Source organism: Coleofasciculus sp. H7-2 (genome assembly GCF_042747725.1).
Classification (GTDB): Bacteria; Cyanobacteriota; Cyanobacteriia; order Cyanobacteriales; family FACHB-T130; genus FACHB-T130.
Genome location: NZ_JBHZGO010000048.1, coordinates 102,826 through 127,732 on the forward strand (window position 1 = coordinate 102,826; position 24,907 = coordinate 127,732).

The 24,907-nt window shown below is 47.2% G+C and carries 28 protein-coding genes; 14 read left to right on the forward strand and 14 right to left on the reverse strand.

The window, feature by feature from the left end:
- Positions 1-255: 255 nt before the first annotated feature.
- Positions 256-750, forward strand: a complete 495-nt coding sequence (locus tag ACFW2W_RS11710; RefSeq protein WP_378177721.1) for a Mov34/MPN/PAD-1 family protein — start codon at positions 256-258, stop codon at positions 748-750.
- Between the two features lie 98 nt (positions 751-848).
- Positions 849-2,021 carry a molybdopterin-synthase adenylyltransferase MoeB gene (gene moeB / locus ACFW2W_RS11715; RefSeq protein WP_378177724.1) on the forward strand — a complete coding sequence of 391 codons (1,173 nt, stop codon included), beginning with the start codon at positions 849-851 and terminating at the stop codon, positions 2,019-2,021.
- A gap of 19 nt (positions 2,022-2,040) precedes the next feature.
- Here the strand turns inward: moeB and ACFW2W_RS11720 are convergent, their stop codons facing one another.
- On the reverse strand, positions 2,041-2,196 hold the full coding sequence (locus ACFW2W_RS11720) for a hypothetical protein (protein WP_378177727.1): 156 nt from the start codon (positions 2,194-2,196) through the stop codon (positions 2,041-2,043).
- Positions 2,197-2,272: 76 nt separating this feature from the next.
- On the opposite strand from ACFW2W_RS11720, the gene ACFW2W_RS11725 reads away from it, so the two are divergent.
- Entirely contained in the window at positions 2,273-2,908 is a 636-nt protein-coding gene (locus tag ACFW2W_RS11725) for a hypothetical protein (RefSeq protein WP_378177730.1), read from the forward strand.
- 38 nt (positions 2,909-2,946) lie between these two features.
- Here the strand turns inward: ACFW2W_RS11725 and ACFW2W_RS11730 are convergent, their stop codons facing one another.
- A complete protein-coding gene (locus ACFW2W_RS11730) occupies positions 2,947-3,636 on the reverse strand; it encodes a molybdenum cofactor guanylyltransferase (protein WP_378177733.1) in 690 nt (229 codons plus the stop codon).
- Between the two features lie 11 nt (positions 3,637-3,647).
- Entirely contained in the window at positions 3,648-4,478 is an 831-nt protein-coding gene (locus ACFW2W_RS11735; protein ID WP_378177736.1) for an N-acetylmuramoyl-L-alanine amidase, read from the reverse strand.
- Between the two features lie 157 nt (positions 4,479-4,635).
- Between ACFW2W_RS11735 and ACFW2W_RS11740 the strand changes: the two genes are divergently transcribed.
- Positions 4,636-5,844, forward strand: a complete 1,209-nt coding sequence (locus ACFW2W_RS11740; protein ID WP_378177739.1) for a NupC/NupG family nucleoside CNT transporter — start codon at positions 4,636-4,638, stop codon at positions 5,842-5,844.
- A gap of 154 nt (positions 5,845-5,998) precedes the next feature.
- Entirely contained in the window at positions 5,999-6,400 is a 402-nt protein-coding gene (locus ACFW2W_RS11745; protein ID WP_378177741.1) for a DoxX family protein, read from the forward strand.
- A 137-nt stretch (positions 6,401-6,537) separates the two neighbouring features.
- On the opposite strand, the gene ACFW2W_RS11750 is transcribed toward ACFW2W_RS11745, so the two are convergent.
- From ACFW2W_RS11750 to ACFW2W_RS11770, 5 genes are all read right to left on the reverse strand, one after another.
- Complete coding sequence (locus ACFW2W_RS11750; RefSeq protein ID WP_378177743.1) at positions 6,538-6,942, reverse strand: HNH endonuclease; 405 nt, start codon at positions 6,940-6,942, stop codon at positions 6,538-6,540.
- A gap of 24 nt (positions 6,943-6,966) precedes the next feature.
- Positions 6,967-7,347 carry a hypothetical protein gene (locus tag ACFW2W_RS11755; RefSeq protein ID WP_378177746.1) on the reverse strand — a complete coding sequence of 127 codons (381 nt, stop codon included), beginning with the start codon at positions 7,345-7,347 and terminating at the stop codon, positions 6,967-6,969.
- A 268-nt stretch (positions 7,348-7,615) separates the two neighbouring features.
- On the reverse strand, positions 7,616-8,047 hold the full coding sequence (locus tag ACFW2W_RS11760) for a hypothetical protein (RefSeq protein ID WP_378177749.1): 432 nt from the start codon (positions 8,045-8,047) through the stop codon (positions 7,616-7,618).
- A gap of 130 nt (positions 8,048-8,177) precedes the next feature.
- Positions 8,178-8,657, reverse strand: a complete 480-nt coding sequence (locus ACFW2W_RS11765) for a hypothetical protein (protein ID WP_378177750.1) — start codon at positions 8,655-8,657, stop codon at positions 8,178-8,180.
- A gap of 519 nt (positions 8,658-9,176) precedes the next feature.
- Positions 9,177-9,674, reverse strand: a complete 498-nt coding sequence (locus ACFW2W_RS11770) for a 2TM domain-containing protein (protein WP_378177753.1) — start codon at positions 9,672-9,674, stop codon at positions 9,177-9,179.
- A gap of 271 nt (positions 9,675-9,945) precedes the next feature.
- Between ACFW2W_RS11770 and ACFW2W_RS11775 the strand changes: the two genes are divergently transcribed.
- The gene (locus ACFW2W_RS11775) at positions 9,946-11,067 is read left to right on the forward strand and encodes a site-2 protease family protein (RefSeq protein WP_378177756.1); all 1,122 of its coding nucleotides are present in this window, start codon (positions 9,946-9,948) and stop codon (positions 11,065-11,067) included.
- Positions 11,068-11,301: 234 nt separating this feature from the next.
- Here the strand turns inward: ACFW2W_RS11775 and ACFW2W_RS11780 are convergent, their stop codons facing one another.
- Positions 11,302-11,970: a hypothetical protein gene (locus tag ACFW2W_RS11780; protein WP_378177759.1), complete on the reverse strand. Its 669-nt coding sequence runs from the start codon at positions 11,968-11,970 to the stop codon at positions 11,302-11,304.
- 5 nt (positions 11,971-11,975) lie between these two features.
- Positions 11,976-12,608, reverse strand: a complete 633-nt coding sequence (locus tag ACFW2W_RS11785) for a ParA family protein (RefSeq protein WP_378177983.1) — start codon at positions 12,606-12,608, stop codon at positions 11,976-11,978.
- A gap of 221 nt (positions 12,609-12,829) precedes the next feature.
- Here ACFW2W_RS11785 and ACFW2W_RS11790 point away from each other — a divergent pair, with 221 nt between their 5' ends.
- The 4 genes from ACFW2W_RS11790 (at position 12,830) to ACFW2W_RS11805 (ending at position 17,476) form a co-directional block, all read left to right on the forward strand.
- Positions 12,830-14,218 (forward strand): cytochrome P450, encoded by a 1,389-nt coding sequence (locus ACFW2W_RS11790; RefSeq protein WP_378177761.1) that lies wholly within the window; start codon positions 12,830-12,832, stop codon positions 14,216-14,218.
- Between the two features lie 99 nt (positions 14,219-14,317).
- Positions 14,318-15,235 carry a cation diffusion facilitator family transporter gene (locus ACFW2W_RS11795; protein ID WP_378177764.1) on the forward strand — a complete coding sequence of 306 codons (918 nt, stop codon included), beginning with the start codon at positions 14,318-14,320 and terminating at the stop codon, positions 15,233-15,235.
- A gap of 112 nt (positions 15,236-15,347) precedes the next feature.
- Entirely contained in the window at positions 15,348-16,682 is a 1,335-nt protein-coding gene (locus ACFW2W_RS11800) for an Nramp family divalent metal transporter (protein WP_378177767.1), read from the forward strand.
- A gap of 104 nt (positions 16,683-16,786) precedes the next feature.
- Entirely contained in the window at positions 16,787-17,476 is a 690-nt protein-coding gene (locus ACFW2W_RS11805; protein WP_378177769.1) for a tetratricopeptide repeat protein, read from the forward strand.
- A 108-nt stretch (positions 17,477-17,584) separates the two neighbouring features.
- On the opposite strand, the gene ACFW2W_RS11810 is transcribed toward ACFW2W_RS11805, so the two are convergent.
- Entirely contained in the window at positions 17,585-17,782 is a 198-nt protein-coding gene (locus ACFW2W_RS11810; protein WP_378177772.1) for a hypothetical protein, read from the reverse strand.
- A 389-nt stretch (positions 17,783-18,171) separates the two neighbouring features.
- On the opposite strand from ACFW2W_RS11810, the gene ACFW2W_RS11815 reads away from it, so the two are divergent.
- Positions 18,172-19,164, forward strand: a complete 993-nt coding sequence (locus ACFW2W_RS11815) for an SGNH/GDSL hydrolase family protein (protein WP_378177774.1) — start codon at positions 18,172-18,174, stop codon at positions 19,162-19,164.
- A 139-nt stretch (positions 19,165-19,303) separates the two neighbouring features.
- On the opposite strand, the gene ACFW2W_RS11820 is transcribed toward ACFW2W_RS11815, so the two are convergent.
- The 3 genes from ACFW2W_RS11820 to ACFW2W_RS11830 form a co-directional block, all read right to left on the reverse strand.
- On the reverse strand, positions 19,304-20,383 hold the full coding sequence (locus ACFW2W_RS11820; RefSeq protein ID WP_378177777.1) for a DUF3616 domain-containing protein: 1,080 nt from the start codon (positions 20,381-20,383) through the stop codon (positions 19,304-19,306).
- Positions 20,384-20,579: 196 nt separating this feature from the next.
- Entirely contained in the window at positions 20,580-21,248 is a 669-nt protein-coding gene (locus ACFW2W_RS11825; protein ID WP_378177780.1) for an SOS response-associated peptidase, read from the reverse strand.
- A 176-nt stretch (positions 21,249-21,424) separates the two neighbouring features.
- Positions 21,425-22,252, reverse strand: a complete 828-nt coding sequence (locus ACFW2W_RS11830; RefSeq protein WP_378177783.1) for a DNA adenine methylase — start codon at positions 22,250-22,252, stop codon at positions 21,425-21,427.
- A gap of 309 nt (positions 22,253-22,561) precedes the next feature.
- Between ACFW2W_RS11830 and ACFW2W_RS11835 the strand changes: the two genes are divergently transcribed.
- From ACFW2W_RS11835 to ACFW2W_RS11845, 3 genes are read left to right on the forward strand one after another with little or no spacing between them, the layout of a single operon-like run.
- Positions 22,562-22,768, forward strand: a complete 207-nt coding sequence (locus ACFW2W_RS11835; RefSeq protein WP_378177986.1) for a DUF751 family protein — start codon at positions 22,562-22,564, stop codon at positions 22,766-22,768.
- A 51-nt stretch (positions 22,769-22,819) separates the two neighbouring features.
- A complete protein-coding gene (gene rbfA / locus ACFW2W_RS11840) occupies positions 22,820-23,218 on the forward strand; it encodes a 30S ribosome-binding factor RbfA (RefSeq protein ID WP_378177786.1) in 399 nt (132 codons plus the stop codon).
- The gene (locus ACFW2W_RS11845) at positions 23,215-24,894 is read left to right on the forward strand and encodes a glycoside hydrolase family 3 N-terminal domain-containing protein (protein WP_378177789.1); all 1,680 of its coding nucleotides are present in this window, start codon (positions 23,215-23,217) and stop codon (positions 24,892-24,894) included. The genes rbfA and ACFW2W_RS11845 overlap by 4 nt, the downstream gene beginning before the upstream one ends.
- Positions 24,895-24,907 lie beyond the last annotated feature (13 nt).

Sequence of the window (24,907 nt, forward strand, 5' to 3'; positions counted from 1 at the left end):
TACAATTAACTTTATTAAATCTTACACCAACCCCCCTGAAATTGAAAATATTTTTGATTTAATTCGCTATAAAATCTATGGCTTCAATCTCAACGAATTGACAGGAAAGGCAGCAGCTACAAAAGAAAATATTTTCTTCAAAATTACTGTAGAAGCAATGCTATTGTGCAGGAAAACCAAAATAGTCAGACAAGAAGAATGAGAGACTTCAGTGGCATACAATAGTTCCACGTCTCACTCAGGATGATTGGCATCGTGGCAGTTTTAAAACTCCGCCCTCAGCATTTGCAAGCCATCCGCACCCATGCCGAAAGCACCTATCCCGAAGAGTGCTGCGGCTTGCTGCTAGGTAAATTGGCGGAAGATGGCAAAACTGTGGTGGAAGTAATGCCAACCGAGAACAGTTGGGATGCACAAGCAGTAGAAGCGTTCCCAGAGATTGAAGGTTCCGCGAAACTGGGTTCGGATAAGCGAGACAGATACGCGATCGCTCCCGAAGATATGCTTAAAGTACAAAAGCAGGGACGCGAGAGTGCTTCGCCCAGCCAACTTGATATCATTGGAATCTACCACTCCCATCCCGACCATCCAGCAATTCCTTCTGAATTCGATCGAGCGTGTGCGTGGTCAGTATACTCGTATATTATTGTGTCAGTTCAACAAGGCAAAGCTGGCGATCTCCGCAACTGGAGTCTCGACGACGCCCACCAGTTTCAGCCTGAAGAAATGATAATTGTTGAAATAACCTAGATTAAGAACTTAACTTTAAAAACGATTAAGACCCAAAGATCCAAAGACTATTGTATCTTTGATAGGCTGTTAACTCTGTCTGCCCTCACTAAAAGGTCATGCTCAATCCCAATCTGGATCAAATCCAGCTTTCCAAAGAAGAATACGAACGCTACTCTCGCCACCTGATCCTGCCAGAAATAGGACTGGAAGGGCAAAAACGCCTCAAAGCAGCAAGCGTCCTGTGTGTTGGTACAGGTGGACTGGGTTCGCCTCTACTGCTGTATCTCGCCGCTGCTGGTATCGGACGAATTGGTATTGTTGATTTTGATGTCGTCGATAATTCCAACTTGCAACGCCAAGTCATTCACGGCACCTCTTGGGTAGGTAAACCGAAAATTGAGTCGGCAAAAAATAGGATTTTAGAAATAAATCCCTATTGCCAAGTTGACTTGTACGAAACACGCCTAAGTGCCGAAAATGCCTTACAAATTCTCGAACCCTACGACATCGTAGTAGATGGCACCGATAACTTCCCTACGCGCTATCTAGTTAACGATGCTTGCGTGTTGTTAAATAAGCCTAACGTCTACGGTTCCATTTATCGGTTTGAAGGGCAAGCGACGGTATTTAACTACCAAAATGGCCCAAATTACCGCGACCTTTATCCGGAACCCCCACCACCCGGAATGGTTCCTTCCTGTGCTGAAGGCGGCGTTTTGGGAATTTTGCCAGGAATTATTGGCGTTATCCAAGCAACAGAAACGGTCAAAATTATTATCGGTCAAGGTCAAACTCTCAGCGGGCGGTTGTTGCTGTATGATGCCTTGCAAATGAAGTTCCGGGAACTGAAACTGCGTCCGAACCCAGAAAGACCAGTCATTGAAAAGTTAATTGATTATGAAGAATTCTGCGGTATCCCACAAGCAAAAGCAGAAGAGGCGAAACAGCAGATGGAAATGTCAGAAATGACGGTTCGGGAATTGAAGGAATTGCTAGATAGCGGTGCAGATGATTTTGTACTGCTTGATGTTCGCAATCCTAACGAGTACGAAATTGCTAGAATTCCGGGTGCCGTTTTGGTGCCGTTACCAGATATTGAAAACGGTGCGGGTGTTGCCCAAGTGAAAGAATTGCTCAACGGTCATCGCTTGATTGCCCACTGCAAGCTGGGTGGACGTTCTGCGAAGGCGCTGGGGATTCTGAAAGAAGCTGGAATTGAAGGCACCAACGTCAAAGGCGGAATTACCGCTTGGAGTCGAGAAATTGACCCTTCGGTGCCTGAATACTAAAAAGGTTGCAGCTTTGAATTTAGTAACCTTCGATAGAGGCGTTCTGTGGGAACGTCTCTATTTGTCTAGATTTCAACTTGCTAACTTCTTGGTTGCGGATGTGGGGTTCGATAATTTTAGCTTTTGGAAAAGCGATCGCGTCCCCAATCGCATTTTTAGTCGCAGCCGATAGCATTGCACTGAGTACAAAGGTGCAAACTGCTACCAATGTCCAAGTAGGATAGCTTGTGACCTACTTATGTAGAACTATCATGCAAAACAAAAGTAGCGAACGTGCCTTGTCTCGTTCCCGACGATTATCCACTACTGGGCTAGCCCTTACCGCAGGATTATTTGCGATCGCTGTTGAGACCGTTCCTGCCACCGCCACCCATTTCAGCCCCTTTCAATACTGCGCTGCTGAGTTAAGGGCGGTTGGTATCTCCACAGAACTCGCTGCCTCTACCTGTTCGGATGCCCTCAAACCCACAGATTTATCAGCTTGCGTGTTTAATATTAACCGAGAAACTCAGATTGCCTCACGAGACGCTCTGGCTGCCTGTCTCCGGGTGCGACGTCCCATCGAGTTAGGCAGGTGCGTGATTAATATTTCCCAAGATGCCAAAAACCCGCCGCTGCTGGAGGTACTCGAATCCTGTCGTCGTAGCCTTTTACCAGTCCGCTTTGCTGAATGCGTTGTCGGCTTGAATCGCCAGTTGGAGATTTCTGCCGCCAAAGCGCTGGATACCTGCATTTCGGCAGATGATTTGCCCCGCAACTTATCCCCCACCTTTGCGCCACCGCCACCCCCGAAGCCGACGCCTGACTTTACGCCGCCACTGACACCTCTCCCTCAGTTGGCACCTTTGCCAAATTTGGAAGCAGAACCCAAAGAAATTAAAAATTAAAAATTAAAAATTAAAAATTAAGAGTCTTTTTTTAATTTTTAATTTTGCATTTTTAATTCTTCCAAGTCAGCCGGTGTGTTGCAATTAAATAAGAGCGATCGCTCGGTTAGGGGCAGTTCTTGTACGGGATGTTGAGACAACCATTGCTGAAAGGATCTGCCCCCTTTATTAATAAATTCAGTCAAGCTAGGCAAACAGCGGCGGCGATAAAAACCGCATAGCGGTTCCCAGCCTTTGGGGTGTCGGGGGAGAAAGGCAATACAATCTTCTGGCACCTCTGGTAAATGCTGTACCCAATTGAGCAAAATTTCCTCTTTCAAATTGGGCAAATCGCAGGCAAGTAACAACACCCATTCTGTTTGTACTGGCGCGAGTCCTTGGGCAAAGCCAATGAGTGGCCCGTGGGAAGGATGAGGAATGAAGGATGCAGGCACTTCCCTTTCCCCAAGGTTAGGATGAATTAATTCTTCATTCATCTTTTCGGGTTCATGCTTTTGAAAAGGAACTTCTCGAACCAGAGAGCAACGGCTAGGTAGAATATCTTGGTATCGTTCGCTCCACGGCGTTACCACATACACTTTTGAAGCACAGGCTTGGGCAACTTCACAAACCTGCCGAATCAGGGGAACGCCGTTAACAGAAATTAAGGCTTTATCGCGTCCCATGCGAGAACTTTGTCCACCTGCCAAAACAATTGCTGTCACCGATACAGCCGAGGATGCATTCATTTGAAAGCAAATTACTGGGTGGTTAAAATGACCGTCCGGCTTGGATTGTCCCATTTAACGGATACTCTAAATGGCTGTAAATCCACCGCTTTGATATATTCGAGATTACGGTGAGTAAGGGTGCGGAAGTCAGCGACTTTACTTGGATCGATTCCTAACGACTTTAGGAAAACAATAGGAATAGAAGCATTCCCATTGACCAAAATTCCCTGATTTTTATATATCTGGTCGTTGATTTTCACACTGATAACTGGGTAGCTAGGAGGAGGGGGAGGCGTTAAGCCCTGCCTCTGAGCTTCCTTGCGACTCCAAGCTTCTAGACCGTCAGCCAATCCACGGGCAAAGTCTTGACGCTTAGTTTGAAGTAAAGAGCGATCGCCTGGATTCGTGACAAACCCCAACTCCATCAGCATCGAGGGAATATCCACTTGACGGCAGAAACCCAAACTACCGACACCCGTAGCGGTATCCGATTTAACTCCACGAGACGGCAATCCTGAAACCGCTTTAAGTAAGGATTGCAGCACCAACTGGGCATCGGCTTCGCGTTGCTCGTTGCCGTCAGTATAGAAGGCGCTGGCACCCCGGATACTGGTGTTTCCGACAGAATCGGCATGGATTTCTAAAGCGACATCGCCACGGCGGGAGTAGGCGTTGATCCAAGCAATCGTTTCCTTCAAACTCAGCGTATCGGGAACAGAGGAAACCTCTAAACCGCGCGATCGCATTTCCTGCACCGCCGCATCGCGGGTAAGCCTCATTTCTCTGTCTTCTGTAGTACCTCCAGCTTGTGCGCCCGGATCGCCAGCACCATGTCCAGCGGAAAGAAAAATCCGTACCATTTTACAATCTCCCCAGAATTCTAATCGCCTTGAATGTTGTAGTGATTCATTCCGATCCATCCCCACAAAGATAGAATCCGGAGGCTCAACCGATACTTTCTTGCCCACACATCCAGGCTATGATACGCCGTATTGTAACTTAGCCCTGAGAGAGTCGATGGAGCGGGTGATTTCAGCACTGGGATTGGCTGTTTTTGTGGGATTATCTTATGCCTTCTCAGTGAACCGGCGTGCTGTGCGTTGGCGTCCGGTATTCTGGGGGCTAGGGTTAGAGTTTATTTTTGCACTGCTGATTCTGAAAACTCCCGGCGGTTTAGCTGTATTTAAGTTTCTCGGCGATGTCGTTAGCCGCTTTTTAGAATTCTCTGATGTTGGTGCCAAATTTGTCTTTGGAGATAAATTTGTCGATCATTTCTTTGCTTTTAAAGTGCTGCCCACGATTATCTTTTTTTCTTCGTTCATCACGGTGCTATACCACTACGGCATTGTACAGCGAGTGGTGAATGTGATGGCGTGGGTAATGATGAAGACGATGGGAACATCGGGGGCTGAGTCTTTATCGTGTGCTGCCAACATCTTTTTAGGACCAACTGAGGCACCGCTGCTGGTTAAGCCTTATGTGGCGACGATGACGCAATCAGAACTTCATGCGGTGATGACGGGGGGCTTTGCCACAATTGCCGGTGGCGTATTAGGGGCATATCTCTCCTTTGGGATTCCACCAGCACACCTGATTGCCGCTTTCTTCATGACTGCCCCGACTTCCCTGGTTGCCTCAAAATTGCTTTATCCGGAAACGGAAGTTCCCAAGACGGTTGGCAAGGCACAGATAGATGTGGAGAGTACCTTTGTGAATGCGATTGATGCAGCGGCTGGGGGAGCGATTGAAGGGACGAAACTGGCAGTTAATGTAGCGGCGATGATTATTGCCTTTTTGGGGTTATTGGCTTTTGTCAATGCCCTCCTGGGATGGTTGGGGGGACTTTTCGGCGTGCCTTTGTTGTCGTTGGAGTGGATGTTATCTTTTTTAATGGCCCCCGTTGCGTGGCTGCTCGGAGTGCCTTGGGCTGACTGCGCCCAGGTGGGGGTGTTGTTAGGCAAAAAGACGATTTTGAATGATTTTATCGCCTATGTGGATCTGAAGACGCTGATTGAGCAGAAGGCGATATCCGAACGGGCTGTAATTATCGCCACCTACGCTTTGTGCAACTTTGCCAATATTGGCTCGATTGGCATCACAATTGGTGGGATTGGCGGGATGGCACCGAACCGTCAGAAAGATTTAGCGAGAATGGGTGTCAGGGCGATGATAGGCGGTTTGTTTGCGGGTTTTATGACAGCTGCGATCGCGGGAATGTTGTTATAAGCAAGGCACTGTTGTTAATCCGCCAGGGCTAAAGGTTCGGGTAGTCGAAGCTAAGGATGTCATCGGCGGTGACGGTAGCGATCGCTTATACCATTACTTTGCTTACCACCGGATGTTGTTGTAAGTTAAAGGCGAAGCGATCGCAGGTGTCAATATGGAAAAATACATCCCCCTCATAGCACGAGCTTTCTTAGCCGCCATTTTTTTGAAGTCCGGCTTTGATAAAATTCCCGGCTTCAGTGGCACGCAACAGTTTATGGCAAGCAAGGGCATCCCGGAAGCGCTGACGGGGCTGTTGCTAGTCGCGGCAATTATTATTGAACTGGCTGGCGGATTATCCGTATTGCTAGGTTACAAAGCCCGTTGGGGAGCGATCGCGTTAATTATCTTCATGATTCCGACTACGCTAATTTTTCACAGCAATTTTGATGATTCCATGCAGGTGATTGCGTTCATGAAGAACTTAGCCATTATCGGGGGATTGCTCATGGTGTACTATGTTGGCTCTGGGCCAGTGAGTTTGGACGAGCAGATGGCATCTAGGCGTTCTGATTAACTAACGAGCTTAGTTGATGAAAGATGCGATCGCGTTTCCCCTCACTAGCAAGCGTGCGAGCAGCACTAAGAGTGCATACGAAATGCGCGATCGCTTATACAGGAATCCCAGCCCTAAAAGCTGGTGAGATAGTAATATTATCCAAAAATTCCTAATGTTATCCATTGCGCTCTAGCTCTGAGTTGCAACGGTGCATTCATCTGTAACCGATCCAAAGTAGCACGACCAATAGATGTTGTGCTTTCTAGTAGGAAAGGTGCTTCTCCTTGCACTGCAAAGTATTCGTACCAACTATCGGTTCGAGGGTTAAACAAACGTACCTGTTGTTGGTTAACTGGGTCAAACCCATCTACATAATCTAACTTGCGGAGATTACAAACACGGCAGGCAAGCGCCCAGTTTGGGGATTCATCCAAGCCACCTTTGGAGATAGGAATAATGTGATCCACCTCAAAAGCAACGTTGAAGATAACTTCTGGTGCATGACAGTATTCACACTGATGTTTGGCCCGTTGTGCTACGAGGAGATAGTTAGGATTCACAGCGTCTCAAAGAAATATACAAGGCTACTGTTTTTCACTTTGAGTTCCCTTGAGAATTTCTTTAGCTCTTTCTATCGCAGCGTTCCATTCAGCCTCAACTAATCTCTCCAATTCTTGCTTTTCGGCGGGAGCAAATGCCTCCCCGACAACGCTAGTTTGGTGAAATCGATCCATCAGTTCCCCAAGCCGTAATTGCTGGTCTGCGGTAAAGAAATTATCGGGACGAAAACGCTGCACGATGATTACTGTGTTACCACTCTCTCTAAACCCTTGTGTTGCTAGTTCCTTCTCAAGCATATCCAGTGCCTGACCGGGTGTTGCACCAGTAGCCTGTTGTACTCCACAGATTGCCCGATAAATTGTTTGCTCGGCGCTGGCTTCTGAAACAATCTCGATGGTTGTCATAGCTTATCTTTCACTAGCTCACCATTCTCTGATTTTAATTCCACTCCCGTTCGATCGTTTGCAAATTATTAAATTACCTAAATGGTATGGCGAAGTTAAAGGCTACAAAGCTTGATGGCGTAGATATTGGCACAAATTCATCCTAACGGATATTTCTACTCACATTCAGTGAGTTTGGATGGTAGCCAGTGCGCTCGCGTTTCCCCTCACTAGCAAGCGTGCGAACAGCACTAAGAGTGCATACGAAATGCGCGATCGCTTTCTGGATTTAGCCTTGTATCTCTTCGCCCATCTGCTGCTCTAATCGCTCTAGCAATGTATTGACATCTGCGGCGACTTGCTCAAAGCAAGCGGGAGGTGGAGGTTCGGGTTGAAACTGAATCAGCTTTATCTGTCCCTCACCAATTCCAATGACGAGAACCTCCACTTCAGGGTTATGAGCATCCACAACTCCTAACATTTCCTGAAGCTGATTTTCGACTTTACTATTGAGTGTTTCTATTGCCTCTTTTGGACAATAGACGAAATGCGGCTTCGGTTTCACATCGATCCCCAAACTCCCCTGAGTATCTCCATTTTCTAACCACAATCCCCAAGATAATGCTGCCAATTCTTGCTGATTGGCTTTGACAAATTGAGCGAGCTGGTTTCGCCAGTTCTTTTCTCCGGAATCAGAAGGAGTTTTACCAAATTGAATCATTGCTTATCTTCTTGGGTGGTTACAGATGCATTTGGCGCTGCGAATCAGAGAAAAACTCCTAGCGCGATCGCTTATCAAGTCTGGATTCTCAGAAGCGATCGCTGTCCTCAGATGCGCCTTAGCAGAGAAATTAGCTCTCAGGAGATTTTAAAGCTTGATCTAGCACGCTACGAGCTTGCTCTGCTTTCGATCGAGCCTCGTGATAGCGCAGATTCACTTGTGCAAAGGTTTTGAGAACTTTAAAACCGTCTTTGAGTTGAGCGATTTCCTCTTCACTCACCGACTTTTCTGAAAACAGAATATCTACTTGAGCGCGAACCTTGAGCGCCTCGGCGCGTGACTCCTGTACCTTCAGCTTTAGTGTGGCAAGGTTGCTCAGAACTTGTACAGCTTGGGTTACGGCGTCTTCATCGCTAGTCCCATCCGCTTCCAGCTCTTTGACTTCAATCAGTTGTTGCGGACTAAATCCATCTTCAAGCTCTGTGGGTAGCTTGTCTGCATCCATGAGTTCCATGAGCTGCTCCATCGCTTTCTCACGGGCTTTTTTTGAATCTTTGCCTGGAACAGTCAAGATGACTTCTGGGCTTTGTGCGAGAGTGTACTGAACCATATCTAATGCAGGAAGAATGCAGAGAGAACTTGTCTAGCCGTAATGGTCTGGTTAGTTGAACCAAGCCGACAGGATTATTTTAAGGCAAACGAAAGCTGTTCCTGTGGGAGATGTGCTGACTGGGGAAAAAATGCGAACTGACTTTTTGGAGCGCTTCGCGAACTGACAAGTCAGCGCTTCGCTATCGCGCCTTTGGCAGATCTGCCAAGATCAGCGTTAGCGAATCTAGAGACGTTGCATAGTTTCTACACAAAATTCTCGCTCATAAAAACTGATTTTCAACCCACTTCCTTTGCGTAGCCACAACTTCCTCTTCGCTAGAGAGATATGCTTTCAGGGCTGTTTCATTCTCTCAAACCTATAATCTGCCAGGGGTTGAAACCCCTGTCTCATAGCTAAAGTCGTCTAAAGACGACTGTACATTAGTATTTGAGTCGTCTTTAGACGACTTGGGCTTTTAGGCAGTGGACTTAAGTCCACGGGCGGGTTTCAGGAGAATGAAATAGCCCTGGATATGCTTTAGGTCTGCCAAGCTTTGAGAACCTTATCCCAAACAGTAGTAAGTGATTGTTTCAATTGGTGCTGACGATACCATCTCTGAAAGGCTTTTTCGTAATCTTCGCCTCCAGATTGAAAGGTATTCCAAGCATTAAGCCCCAGCCCTAATCCCCAGAATAAGGCAATATATAAAGACCAAGAAAGCTCACCGACATTTACTATATTCAGCAGCATCAAAAACGAATTGACGATCGTATATTTGCCCGCTTGTTTCTGTAATTTGCTGCGCCGGTAGAGATTAAAATCCTGTCGCTTTTGGATTTCTCCCTGTTTGGCTAGCCACTGCTGTTCTGCCACCTGAAGGCACTCTGGGGAGATTTCTAATTCAGATGCGATTTCTAGTAGCTGTTCGCGGGTAAATTCTGTGTCGTCAGTTTGACGGGCGATCGCTATCTGGAGAATTTGCTGGATCTCTTCTTGATTATAGGAGCGGGTGATTTGAGTTTCGGAGACGGGCATAGGGAGGCACCTGCGGTCATCGAGGTTGGGAGAGCTTTTCTGCCCCAAGGACGTGATGCAGAAGTCAGCCTTTCAAGAGCAGTACTGATTCTATTATGCCGAGGCAATAGTCAGAATGCCTCACACCAGGCTATTCCAAAACCGAACCTTAATGGACGGATAGTACGGTAGCTGAAAGATTAAAATGCTCGTTACATTTCATTACGATAAAGAGGTGCAAGAAAGAGAGGTTCAATTTAAGCCTCTCAGATGTTAAATCAGAGGTGGCGTAATGAACGGCACGATTCGCGTCGGCAATTTATTCGGAATTCCCTTCAACGTACATCCGTCCTGGTTCTTTGTCCTGGCTTGGGTGACGGTGAGCTATGGCAGTGGACTAGCGGCTCAATTTCCCGGACTAGGCGGGGGATTACCCTGGCTACTGGGATTAATTGCGGCGCTGCTGTTGTTTGCATCCGTCTTGGCGCACGAACTCGGACACAGTTTTGTCGCTATCAAACAGGGAATTGAAGTTAAATCTATCAACTTGTTTCTGTTTGGTGGTCTAGCCAGCCTAGAAAAAGAATCAAAAACCCCCGCAGGAGCATTCTGGCTGGCGATCGCCGGACCTTTAGTCAGTTTGGCGCTGTTTGGTCTAATTAGCGCGATTGGCTTTACCACGGGCATTTCCGGGCCGTTTGCAGCGATTCTCGGAGTGCTGGCTTACGTCAACTTAGTGCTGGCGCTATTTAACCTGATTCCTGGCTTGCCCCTGGATGGTGGTAATATCCTCAAAGCGTTGGTTTGGAAGATCACCGGCAATCCTTATAAAGGTGTTGTGTTTGCGGGTCGCGCCGGTCAAATCATTGGTTGGATAGCGATCGCTTCTGGTCTGATTCCTCTACTATTTGGCGGCGGTCTTAACTTCTGGAACTTGTTAATCGGTTGGTTCTTGCTGCAAAACGCTGGTCGAGCCACCCAGGCTGCTAGAGTGCAAGAACAACTAGCCGCTTTGACCGCAGAAGATGCAGTCATGACCGATAGCCCAATTGTTTCTGAGTCGCTTTCCCTGAGAGAGTTTGTTAACGAGTACATCATTGGCAAAAGCGAAGCGTCGCGGTTCTTAGTCACCAATGAAGAGGGACAATTAGTGGGCGCGATCGCAGTTGACGATCTCAAAGCCGTTCCGACCTCTCAGTGGACTGAAATATCGGTCGCACAGCTAACCAAACCCGTCGAATTCTCCACAACCGTCAAATCCGATCAATCCTTACTAGAAGTGGTGACACTGCTAGAACAAGAAAAGCTTACTCAGCTTACCGTCATTCGTGAAAACGGCGTGCTAGTCGGACTTCTGGAAAAAGCTTCGATTCTCAACTTACTCCAGAGAAAAGCGCAAGCAAATCCTGCTTAATCAATTTCGGATTTTGAATTCAGCTAACTAACATAACAAGTGTGCTTAGAAGTAGGGGCGGGTTGATAACCTGCCCCTACTTCTATACAAACTAAGGCTGCTGACCTTAGCTTAATTACGAGTAAAAAGAAAACGTTCCAGACGCGATATATCGCGTCTGGAATACAGTCGGGGAGAGGTCAGTTCCCTCACGAATTAACCAACCGTATCTTTTGATTGTCAGACTGAGTGTATTTACAACAACCAACTTTTTGCGGCAAAATCAGCAGGCTCATCGGTTTGAGGTTGAGGCTGAGGTTGAGGGAAGTTGTTAGATGTCCGCTCAGATGTTTTGTGCTTCGGTGCTTGAGATTCCTGCTCTTTGTGTAGAGCATTGGCTTCTTCAATCAGCTTAGAGTTCGCTTCTGCAAGTTGCATGGCTGCTTTTTTGGTTTGCTCCAGCTCTGTCTTCATCTGTTTGGCTTGATCTTGAGCTTTTTGGTGCTTATTTAGCAGTTTTTTTTGTTCATCCAAATCTGCCTGCAAATTGGCAATTTGCTGGTGTAGAGAGGCTTCCACTTTGCGTGTTTCCTTCAAAACACCTTTCAACTCGGTAACAAGTGATTTTTGCTCATCCAAATTGGATTGCAAATCGGTGATTTGCTGCTGTAGAGATTCCTCCCTTTGGCGTGCTTGCTCCAAAGTTGTTTTTAACTCTGTCACAGTTGCTTCTAAGTCAGTCTTCGTTGAATTTGAGTGTTTCGCAGGAGTTTTATCGGGCGTATCTGTTGATGATTCATCTACGAGTTCCGCCTCCACTTCTATAATTTCCTCAACGGTCGCCTCTAGAACAGGTTCAGCTTCTGAATCTGGCGATTTTTGTGCTTCTTCGTGTAGTAAGTCTGAAAGACGTTTTTTAGCCATTATTTTTAGTTCCTCCAATCACGCTGTATTTCATTAGCCACGCGGCGGTAGTCTGCTTCCGCCTCCCGTGCCTTTTTCCCCGTCCATTGATGAATCGGCACCCCCTCAAGAGCCGCTCGTTCGTGGGCTTTGTAGGCACGGACAAAGCTATGGCAAGCCGGAATTCCTAGCTCTTGAAGTGTGTTTTGAGCCTCCAGTGCTTCCCCCAAACTTCGCGCATCCACCTTCGTCAGAAGTACCCGATGGGCGATTCCAACTGGCATGACGGCTTCCCTTACTGTCTCAATGAGTACAGCCAGATCCATCGGCGCACAGGGCGTGGGTAAAACCAGATAATCAGCGATCGCTACTACCGCCGCTAATGCTTCCGATCGCAATGCTGGAGGCGTATCCACCACTACTAAATCGTAGCCTTCTATCTTACGTAAACGACCTAAAAGTTTTGGATCTGTCTCTTGAACGAGATCGAAGCCCATTCCTTTCTCGCTACGCTCAACCCACCAAGTTGCCGAACCCTGAATATCTGCATCGACCAGAAGAACCCGTTTTTCTTCGGAGAAGGTTGCAGCCAGATTGACTGCTGTAGTGGTTTTACCGACTCCTCCCTTACCGTTGAGAATAGCAATTATTCTTGGCACTGCTCGCTTGTGATGCTGACTCCACCGAATATACCGCTTAATGGGATCGAGAGGAGTTTTTTGTGCGTTAGCATAGGGCTTGACTGGCGCTACCTTTGTCAACCGCTTGGCGTGCGAAGCGAACGATCGCCCTCTGAGGACATGGCGTTGAACTGAGCCAACACTCCGCCCTCTAAACTCGCCACAATAGAATCGAATAGCTCTGAACCCGAAACGCCTCAATGGAACTCACTAACAGCCTACCTAAAGGGCCAAACACTCCGCGATCGCTGCGGTTAATGAAATTTATTTTTCAGCCCATAAAGTACCTGGATGATTATGCCAAAGCCTATGGTGACACCTTCACCATCCAGGGAAGCAAAGGTACTCCCATTGTGTATTTCAGCCAACCACAAGCACTGCAAACGATTTTCACTGCCGATTCTACTCACTTAGACGCCGGGAGGGGGAACAGCGGTTTAGAGTTTTTATTGGGAGAAAATTCTCTGCTACTACTGGATGGCGATCGCCATCAGCGCCAACGACAACTTTTAACCCCTCCCTTTCACGGGGATCGAATGCGGGCTTACGGTCAGATTATCTCTGAAATCGCCGAGCAGGTGATGAATCAGTGGACGATGGGCAAATCCTTCAACGTCCGTGCGTCGATGCAAGAAATCACCCTGCGCGTCATCTTACGGGTGGTGTTTGGACTGGATGAGGGACTGCGTTTGGAAAAACTACGCCGCTTAGTCGGTTCAACGCTGGACTTGATGAGTTCCCGCTTCAACTCCAGCGCCTTCTTTTTTGAGTTTCTCCAACAAGATTTAGGCGCTTGGAGTCCTTGGGGTCGAATGCTGCGCCAACTCAAACAAATTGACGAACTGATTTATGCTCAGATCGGGGAACGTCGGGCGGAAGCTAACCCGAATCGGCAAGATATCCTCAGCTTAATGATGTCTGCTCGTGATGAAGCGGGTCAACCGATGACGGATGTAGAGTTACGCGATGAGTTAATGACTCTGCTAGTCGCCGGACATGAAACCACGGCTTCTGCGCTGACGTGGGCTTTGTACTGGGTTGACCAATTACCGCAGGTGTGCGACAAACTGCTCCAAGAGTTAGACTCTCTTGATGCCGATCCAGATCCGAGTGTCATTGCCAAACTACCCTATCTAACGGCGGTTTGCTCTGAAACGCTTCGCATTTACCCAATTGCTGCCAATACCTTTATTCGGGTTGTGCGATCGCCAATCGAGATAACAGGCTACAAATTAGAGCCAGGAACAGTAATCGTCCCCAGTATCTATTTAGCCCACCATCGGCAGGAAACTTTCCCACAGCCGAAGCAATTCAAGCCAGAGCGCTTTTTGGAACGGCAATTTTCTCCTTATGAATATTTGCCCTTTGGTGGCGGGAATCGTCGCTGTATTGGGATGGCATTTGCGATGTATGAAATGAAATTGGTGCTGGCAACAATTCTGTCGCGTTTTCAAGTGTCGCTAGTTAATAAGCGTCCGGTTATTCCGGTGCGTCGGGGTTTGACTTTAGCAGCACCGGAAGGCATGAAGATGGTTGCAACTCCTCGCCTTAAGCGTGCGAATACAACCGTTGGCTCTCATTTGAGTTAAGGCAATATCTGAACCTATGTTCATAGGTTAAAAAAGTATGTACTAAAATGCAGAATGCTATCTATGTGCTACGTTCTGCCAAATAGTGAGTATAAACTGATGGCACACAGCCACGAACACGGACATCACGGGCACGAGCATGGTGTCGCCAATTACAATCGAGCCTTTGCGATTGGCATAATTCTGAATCTGGGTTTCGTAATTGTTGAGGCAGTTTATGGGGTTCTTGCTCATTCTCTGGCGCTTCTTGCCGATTCGAGTCACAACTTAAGCGATGTCCTGGGTCTGGTGCTAGCTTGGGGAGCAAGCATTTTGACCCGTCGTCGGGCATCCCAACGCTATACTTACGGGCTGCGTCGTTCCTCTATTTTGATTGCTCTGTTAAACGCGATTATCCTCCTCGTGGCGATGGGCGGCATTACTTGGGAAGCGATTCGACGCTTTAGCGATTCTAGTCCGGTAGCAGGGGAGACAGTTATCGGAGTTGCGGTTGTCGGAATCATTATTAACACCGCAACCGCCCTAATGTTCTTGTCAGGTCGCAAGAAAGACTTAAATATTCGAGGGGCTTTTTTGCACATGGCTGCTGATGCTCTGGTTTCTGTGGGTGTTGTCTTGGCTGGCATCGCCATTATTGCCACTGGTTGGCTTTGGTTCGATCCAGTAGTGAGCTTGATCATTGTTGCAGTCGTCGTTGTCGGTACTTGGCAATTACTGAAAGACTCCATTAACCTGGCGCTTGATGCTGTGCCGGAGGGGATTGAACCGTCCCTGGTGCGAACTTATCTGGCTGAACTTCCCGGTGTAGCCCAAGTCCACGACCTCCACATCTGGGCGATGAGTACGACCCAAACAGCGCTCACAGCTCACCTTGTGATGCCAACAGGGTTCCCTGGCGATGCTTTTTTGACCCAAACTTGCAAGCAGCTCCACGACCATTTCGGCATCGAACACGCTACCCTTCAAGTCGAGACTGGCGACCCCAATCATCCCTGTACGTTAGCCCCAGACCACTAAGTTTGAAGGGCAGCCATAAGTCGTTCACTTTATATTTCTTTAGAGTGATGATGCCTTGACGACTAGCTCTACAATTATGAAAACAATATGAAAAGCTAGTTATCTAAAATAAATGCCCTTTTCTGAGAATTCTGCAAGGAAACCAAGCCTTCCTGAAGTCCATCGCAGCATCTCCGTTCCCAATGTCAAAAGCTTCTGGCGCAGGATGCTTGCCTATTCGGGACCAGGGTATCTGGTTTCAGTGGGATACATGGACCCTGGTAACTGGGCAACAGACATCGCTGGGGGGTCTAGGTTTGGCTATGCATTATTGACAGTCATCCTGCTGTCGAACATGATGGCTATCTTGCTGCAATCGCTGTGTGTGCGTTTGGGCGTTGCAACTGGGCGAGATTTGGCGCAGGCTTGTCGGGACTATTTCAGCCCGCGTGTGAACTTTTGTTTATGGGTACTTTGTGAAATTGCGATCGCTGCTTGTGATTTAGCAGAACTCCTAGGCAGCGCGATCGCTCTGCAGCTCTTATTTGGGATTCCCCTAGTGTGGGGGGTGTGCATCACCGCACTGGACGTACTCGTATTGCTATTCCTGCAAGGTAAAGGTTTTCGCTATGTGGAAGCTTTGGTGATTACCCTAGTAGCAACAGTAGGCGTTTGTTTTGCCGCAGAAATTATTTTCTCCCGACCTGATGCTGGGGGAATTTTACTTGGGTATATGCCCAAAACCGAGATTTTACAAAACCCCGAAATGCTCTACATCGCTATAGGCATTTTAGGTGCAACGGTGATGCCGCATAACTTATATTTACATTCCTCAATTGTGCAAACTCGCGATTGGCAGCCAACGGCTGAAAAAAGGTGGGAAGCGATTAAGTTTGGCACGATTGATTCGACTGTGGCTTTGTCTTTGGCATTGTTTATTAATTCAGCGATTTTAATTGTATCTGCTGCCACGTTTCATTTTTCTGGTAATCAGGATGTGGCAGAAATTCAAGATGCCTATAAATTACTTTCACCCTTGTTAGGAGTGAGTGCTGCTAGTGCCATCTTTGGCATCGCCTTACTTGCTTCAGGACAAAGTTCAACGCTGACTGCCACTTTGGCTGGGCAGATTGTGATGGAAGGTTTTTTGCAGCTGCGTCTTCCTCCATTGTTACGTCGTTTAGCCACTAGGTTAATTGCCATTGTTCCGGCTTTGATTGTAATTATTTTTTTTGGTGAGAAAAGTACAGGCAGTTTACTCATTTTGAGCCAAGTAGTTTTAAGCTTACAGTTATCGTTTGCGGTGATTCCATTGGTGATGTTTACGAGCGATCGCCGCTTAATGGGTGATTTTGTGAATCCTTTTTGGTTGAAGTCTTTAGGTTGGTTAGTTACCACGATCATTGTCGGCTTAAATCTTTGGCTGCTCTTGCAAACTTTTTTAGGCTGGTTGTCTCCCAGTCCGTAATGTGTTTTTCCGGTAATTGATTGGTTCTAATAGAAATTACTATTAGAGAGTCGGGATTCGCTGCCATTTCAACACGATTTCGCTGCTGTGGAGCCAGTAAAACGATGAACTTCATTTACAAAAATGTTGCTATTTTAGCGTTAGCCACTCTACTGGGGGGAACAACTTTTGCTGTCCAAGCTCAACCACCGCAAACACCAGTAATCCGGATGAATGCCGAGGACTTTTTCCATCGGGGAGGAGACAAGGTTGAAAGAGGAGACTACCAGGGAGCGATTGAGGACTTTAACCAAGCCCTAGAGATAAATCCCAAGTTGATGGAAGCCTACTGCAACCGTGGTCTTGCCCGTGTTGGACTCGGAGACTATCAGGCTGCAATAGCAGATTTTAACCAAGCACTGCAAATCGATCCCGATCATGCCGATGCCTATAACAAACGGGGAAATGTTCATGCAGAACTAGGCGATCTCAAAACAGCGATGGCGGATTTTGAGATCGCTGTGCGGCTCGATCCAAATTCTGTCGAGGCTTACTACAACCGGGGGCTAGCCCGCTCTGAGCAAGGAAACTTAAGGGGTGCGATCGCGGATTACAATCGGGGAATTCTGCTCAATCCTACCCTGGCTGAAGCCTATGGCAACCGAGGATTAGTGCATTACCGCTTGGGAAACAAGCCGAAAGCGATCGCAGACTTACAGAAGGCGGCACAACTCTTTTCAGACCAAGGGAATGCGGTTGGCTATCAAGAAACCATGAATTTCATTAGAAGTATTGAGGCGGCAGACCACATCTGACGCGCGATCGCCGATGTCTACCAAGCTTTAAGAGACCGATCGAAAAAAGTATTAATAAATGTCTGGACTGGGTACCTTAAGCACCCAGTCTGTGTCAATAAATGTAACTTAATAGCTGTCTTCGCCTGCAACTTGGTCGCTATCAGCAGGCACGTATAAGTCTTGATCTAGGGATGCATCGCGGATGGCTTGCCACTGACAAAGGAGTTCGGTACCCCTTATATCGCTGGCTATGTATTGCTTAACGGCCTGTTCCAATTCTTGCGGGGTTCTGGGAACGGGAACAGTACAGATAAGTTCTGGCATAAGGAAACCTCAGCTGATAGGACGGGTGCGGGGTAAGACCGTATAAGTCATATTTTAATGACATTTTAAATAAAAAGTAGCTAAAGTTACATTTTTAAAACATGAGTTAGAGTAAAGCCTTAAAAGTCCCTGAGCGCGAACTGACAAGTCAGCGCTTCGCTATCGCGATAGGGAAGCGCTCCAAAAAGTCAGTTCGCGCTCATGCATGGGTTGCAGATGACAACCATAGTCTGTCGTCGTCATAGCGAGTTGCGCTTCTTCGAGTATTAGTTACGTAGAGCGATCGCTACCCTTACGCTCAGCCATCTTCCAGAAACTTTGCTACAAGGAGAAAGCGACTGGTGATAGCTCTAATCGGAGTTTGTAGGGATTTGATGAAAAAGTTGTGGATGGCTACTGTTGCAGGTGCGATCGCATTGCCTAGGCGCGTCCTGGCGCTTCTCACGCTCTTCAGCGTTTTGGGATTTCCGAATGCGGTTTCGGCACAGAATTTTAATCAGATTTATGTTTTTGGGGATAGCCTCTCCGATGTTGGCAATGTGTACAAAGCTACCAACGGGGAATATCCGCCAAACCCACCTTACTTTCGAGGACGCTTTTCCAATGGCCCTATTTGGGCAGATTATCTCGCCTCTAAGCTGAAATTAAAACCGAGTACAGAGACTAACTTCGCCTACGGAGGTGCTACCACAGGCAATTCTAGGCAAATTCCCCCCGGATTGCTGACACAAATCCAGAGCTTTAAAGCAACCCATTCCTCTGCTAACCCGAAGGCTCTGTATATTGTATGGGCTGGTGCTAATGATTACCTCAAAGGTGCTACCGACTCTACCGCGCCAATTAACAATGTAGCGATCGCGGTGAAGTCCTTATCCGCAGCTGGCGCAAAAAATATCGTAGTCGTTAACTTGCCAGATTTAGGAAAGCTTCCCAGCACGCGCACAACTCAACGTTCCGACTCTCTCAACGTTTTAACGAAGAAGCATAACTCTGGATTAGCCGCATCCCTCAAGGGTTTACGTCAGCAACTCACCTCCGATATCAAAATCACCTATCTTGATGTCAATTCTCTCTTTCATCAAGTCACCAACAATCCAAAAAAATTCGGTTTCACGAATGTAACCAACGCCTGCCTCAGCAGAGCCAAAATATGTAACAATCCAAAGGAATATTTATTTTGGGATAGCATTCATCCAACCACTGCCGCCCACAAATTATTTGTAGAATTAGCCTTTCCAGCACTAAAATCTACGCCCGAACCTCGCGCAGTTTCTAGCTCTCAAACCACTGTTGAACCCATCGCCCTAGGCGGGATTATCTTGGGTGCTGTCGGTGGTGGGTTAATCGTGAAGCGCATTCAGGGGATGAAAAACAAATCCTAAGAAGCGATCGCTTTTTCCTGAGTGGCTGGTATGCAAAGGACGCGATCGCGAAGCGCTCCAAAAAGTCAGTTCGCATTTTTCTGTTTTACTAATGGCTAATAATCCGCAATGCAATTAGCCATTAGCAGCTAAATTAATATCACTTCAATCTGAAGACATCTGCGAAAATACCATTCGGCTTCAAAACTCTATTCTCATCAGGTGAATCATAAACCACCAAAAGAGAATTTGGTTGCCCTAAACAGGGAAACAGTGCCAACCCTTCCGCATGGTCTGAACCAAATCTGAAAGGCAGGTCAAACAAAACTTCTAACTCTCCCTCTTTCTGCCAAGATACGCTGTTTTCATCACGCTCTAAGGCATCTTTTAGGCGGAAGACTCTCAGCGAACCTTCTAGATCCATCGTGGGTCCCGCTAGAACAATCAAGTCTTCACCATCCAGACACAGTTCCCGCACACCTAACCCATTCAACTCTACAAAATGTTTTTTGTATTGCTGCCCATCTTTTCCTATTTTCTTCAGCGTTAAAATTCCTGGCGCTGTTTCTGCAACTTCCACCTCTAAAATAATTGCCCAGCCTCTCAGTACAGGGCCTCGCAAGCCGATAAAAACCCGGTCTCCCCGAATGGCTAAACCTTCGATATCAAATCCATTTTCTTTAGAGGGAATAGAATTTGTTAGAAATGGCCCTAAGTGCCGATCTTGTTTGAGTGCTTCTATCAGAACGTTACTATTTTCTATCTTTTGCAGACAGGCTGCTGTCAGTTTTTTATCGGGCTGTTCTGGGTGCGAGGCGGATTTAGATAATTCACCGTCTACTACAGGAATACGGGCGAGTAAATAACGGTTTGCCTCAAACTTTATGGTTGCTAGTTTATCAAGATCCTTCTCAAGGTCTTTGCCCTTCATTTTTTTCCGCTTTGTACTGTGGGAACCGATGAACCAAAGATAATGGTTTGTATAATCCATTCCCTCAATATCGATTTCGCCTTCCGGATCGAATAAATCGATGAAATCTTTAACAAAAAATTGCTGATGTTTGCCGAAAATACATGGCTCGACAGGGGATAAGCGCTCAATCGTTCTTGTTTCATCAGAACCTACCCACAAGCTGCCATCAGGTGTCACAGCAACCGCCGATAAATCTGCACTAAGAGGTTCATCAGCTTTGCCGTTGAAGCGAATTAGTACGCGACTGAGCAAAAAACTTTCGGGCATAACTGCTGCTTTCCTAAAAGGGTTGGGGATCGATAGAAGTCACTGCCAGCATAGCTCACGCATGACTGTTGTTTGCCCTCTACCGGAAGACATAATTTTTGTAAGTATTTAAGGAGGCGATCGCGCACCGAATCATACACAAGTAAGGCGGTCAATACCCATCCTACTATCATGAGAGTCATGATAGTGCGATCGCTTAAAGGCTATTGATCAACTCCGAACTGTCATTCACTGGCTTATTTACCTTTGTGCTGACTGGATAAGCCGCCATTTCTTCTGCTGAATATGGGCGCAACAAAGGCTGCAATAACTCCGGCTTTTGCACCTTTGAATCCAACCACAAATCATAATCTTTTGGATCGAGAATGACTGGCATTCGGTTGTGAATAGGGCGCATTATCTCATTAGGTTCTGTGGTCAAAATCGTGCAAGAATCTATTGCCTCACCATCCTCTCCTTCCCAATGCTCCCACAAACCAGCAAAGGCGAAAGGTTGTCCATCGTTCACGCGACAATAAAATGGCTGCTTTTTCCCGTCCTGCTGCTTCCATTCATAAAAACCATCCGCCACTACTAAGCAACGCCGTTGTTTAAAAGCTGCCCGAAAAGCAGGTTTTTCCGTTACCGTTTCCGCCCGTGCATTAATCAGTTTTGCTCCCATTTTTGGATCTTTTGCCCAACGGGGAATCAGCCCCCAATGCAACATTTTGAACTGTCGTTGAGACTGTTCTGTATTTTGTAAAACTGTCTGTACTGGCTGGGTGGGCGCAATGTTATAACGAGGCATCAGGAGAGGAACATTATTTACCTGGAATGCTTGGGCGATTGTCTCAGCGGACTTACTTTGGGTAAATCTTCCACACATACTTCTATCCCATGCGGTAAATTACGAAGTGGCAAGCCTATTTCAATCGAACGATTACCACTTTAACGGTCGAATGGTACATACATACAATTATAACAAAGACCAATAAAATAGGAAAATTGCAGGACGAATATTTTGCTTTTTCATCTACTTTTTTAGGGGTAAAATAGTTATTTTTAGTAGGAAGTAATTAATAACTCAGATATTTTGCCCCGTTTTTTAGCATTAGAGTTAATCATTCTAGAAGCTGATATTTCGTGAATCTTGAAATCGCCGTAAATGTTTCTGATAAACAGACAGTCAGAATTAGAAAGCATAACTTTAACTCCACGACGCGCAAGTTCTACAAAGACATCCCTGAGTCGAATTTGGTCAGCTTCATTAAAAGAATTACGGCTATAGGCGGTAAAGTTACTGGTAGGGCTTAGAGGATGATAAGGTGGGTCAAAGAAAACAAAATCTTGACAAGTCCAAGCAGATTCCAAGACAGCTTCAAAAGGTCTAACATCAATCTGGGCACTCTGAAGTGCAGCGGAAACTGACCTGAGTAAAGCTGCATTACAAATTTTTGGATTTTTGTATTTACCGATAGGAACATTAAATTCCCCTTTTGAGTTTTCTCGATATAACCCGTTAAAGCAAGTTTTGTTGAGGTAAATAAATCGAGCAGCTCTTTCTAGAGGGGTGCTAATATGCATCAAGCGCATGCAGTAATAATACTCCTTACTGTGATTCATTTGATGCTTGTGCAAGAATGCAATTAGCGGCTCGACTTCATCCCTCACTTCTCGGAAAGCATTTACTAACTCGGCATTAATATCCGTTAAAATAGATGTTTTGGGCAGCAAATGAAAGAAGAGAGCGCCGCCGCCCAAAAATGGCTCATAGTAAGTTGTAAATTCTGGGGGGAAATAGGGAATATATTGCTGAATTAGCCGATTTTTTCCACCAGCCCATTTTAGAAAGGGACGCGCTATTTTTTGTTGTGTCGCCTGAGTTGACATTGCCTTCTAGCTATCTAAAAAATCAAAAGTGTTTGTAACAGTTGTTGTGGAATTGGGGGGATATAATTGAATTTAAAATTTCCAACGGGGTCGGCAAGGGGAAAAAAATGACATCGCGCTTATGGGTCAATGTCGGGGTGGCACAAGTATAGCGGGTGGTAGCCTGCTACCACCGGACGCGTGAACAAACAGTCTGTCAACGAAATCCCGTTTAGGGGCGATACCGAGCTTGTCGAACTCGCAGACAAATGTTACCAGTTAAGATGCAGTAACTTATAGCCGCTTTTTGTGTCGGCTGCTTTAAATAATATGTTTGATGGCTTTTGGGAAAATATCTCTCGCTACCCCCGCTACTTTGTCACCATCATCCTGGGCATATTCTTTTATACCTTTGGGTGGTTGAGACCGCTGCTCAAGAATCGAACCAGCGCGATCGCTTTGATTGGCTTTTTGGTGGCAGCCTTAACTTTTATTACCCTAACCCTACGGGCGATGCTGGGAGTGAGTCCGATTTAGGTAGGATGAGTAAAAGCATTGCTCACACTGTCTTAAAGGCAGCAGATGATTATGGCTACAAGTCGCCGCGTTTCTCGCGTTGCCGCACTGATTAAACGCGAAATCAGCCAAATGCTGCTAACCGAAATCAAAGATGATCGGGTGGGTGCTGGCATGGTCAGCGTCACCGATGTGGATGTGTCAGGCGACCTGCAACACGCTAAAATCTTCGTCAGCATCTATGGCACCGAGGAAGCAAGGGAAGAAACGATGGCTGGGTTAAAAGCAGCAACTGGCTTTGTCCGCAGCGAACTCGGTCAACGGTTGCGGCTGCGTCGGACGCCAGAGTTAATGTTTCAGGAAGATCGTTCTCTGGAAAGGGGGGATCGCATTTTGTCTTTGCTGAATCAGCTCAATCAAGGGCGTCCGGCTGAGAGTGTGGAAGAAGACATCGTTGAGGCAGAAGATTGAAATCTGTGGCAGGGTTGCTGCCTGAGTGGGAATCTCTCTCCCTGGCAGAACAGGTAGCGCAAATGGTCGTGGTACGGGCGTCAGGCTACCTGTTCGACCACCAAATTCAGTATCCAGCTTGGGAACCACCGGCGGCAGTTCTGCAACACTGGTTGCAGGATTTGGGCGTCGGGGGTGTAATTTTGTTGGGAGGCAGTGCTGGAGAATTAGCGCTGCGATCGCAACAACTCCAAGCTTGGGCAAAAATCCCATTGCTGATCGCGGCTGATATTGAAGAAGGCGTCGGGCAACGATTTTCTGGGGCAACTTGGTTTCCGCCACCGATGGCAATCGGGGCAGTGTTCCGGAAAGATGCCTGTAAAGCCTTAGAATACGCCGAACAAATGGGAGGCATCATCGCCTCGGAAGCGCTAGCGATTGGCATCAACTGGGTGCTTGCGCCAGTTGTGGATGTGAATAACAATCCCAGTAATCCAGTGATTAACGTCCGGGCGTTTGGCGAAACCCCAGAGGAAGTGAGTCAACTGGCGTCTGCTTTCATCCGGGGGGCGAAAGCTTATCCGGTGTTAACGACTGCCAAGCATTTTCCCGGACATGGCGATACAGCGGTAGATTCCCATCTAGATTTGCCTGTCTTGCCCCATTCCCCGGCGCGGCTGGCTGAGATTGAGTTGCTGCCCTTTCAAGAAGCGATAAGACCTGCCTCCGGTGTGGACGCCGTGATGAGTGCCCATCTCCTGATCCCGGCTTGGGATGCCGAACGCCCCGCCACGCTTTCCCACCCGATTTTGACTCAACTGTTGCGGCAACAACTGGGATTTGAAGGATTAATTGTTACCGATGCATTGGTGATGGGAGCGATCGCCAACCGCTATGGAGCCAATGAAGCCCCAGTCTTAGCCGTCGAAGCTGGTGCGGATATTTTGCTGATGCCAGTCGATCCTACTGGTGCTATCCAAGCGGTGTGCGATGCGGTGGCACAGGGACGCATTTCAGAGGCGCGAATTCGTGCCTCTGTCGAGCGCATCTGGACAGCCAAGCGCCGAGTCCAACAAGGCACAGCACAGCCGCTTGTAGAGACAAGGGCGATCGCGTCTGGAGTACAAAAGCAAGGGCGTTCCCCATTCTTGCCCCATCTCCTCCAACTGGCTCAACCACACGCCCTCGCCACAGCTGCCAACATCGTACGAGAGGCGCTAGTCGTTCATGGCGAAATCCCTTTGCTTCCAAGTCAGGGCAACTTACGCAACTTAATCGTGGTGGATGACGCCCTGAATTGTGATTTTCTCGATAAACAGGCACCGGCTGTGGTTCTGCCAAAACAGCACGGCTATCAACTCCAACTGCTCGACCCCAACACCACCTTAATTCCTGGCTGGGTATTTTATCATAAATCAGGTCTAGATGTCCAACCTACCCTACTCCAGCTATTCATCCGTGGGAATCCTTTCCGAGGCAGTGCTGGCTTGACGCCGTTGGCTCAGGACTTGTTTAAAAAACTATTAGGAAACGCCGAACTTCAAGCGCTAGTAATTTACGGCAGTCCTTATCTTCTAGAACAGTTTCTCCCACATCTGCCCCCAAATATCCCCTGTGTATTTTCTTACGGGCAGATGCCAGCGGCTCAGGCGATCGCCCTTGAAGTTTTGTTCGGTTCCCCAACCCTAAGCATTTAGCACTCAGCAGCAC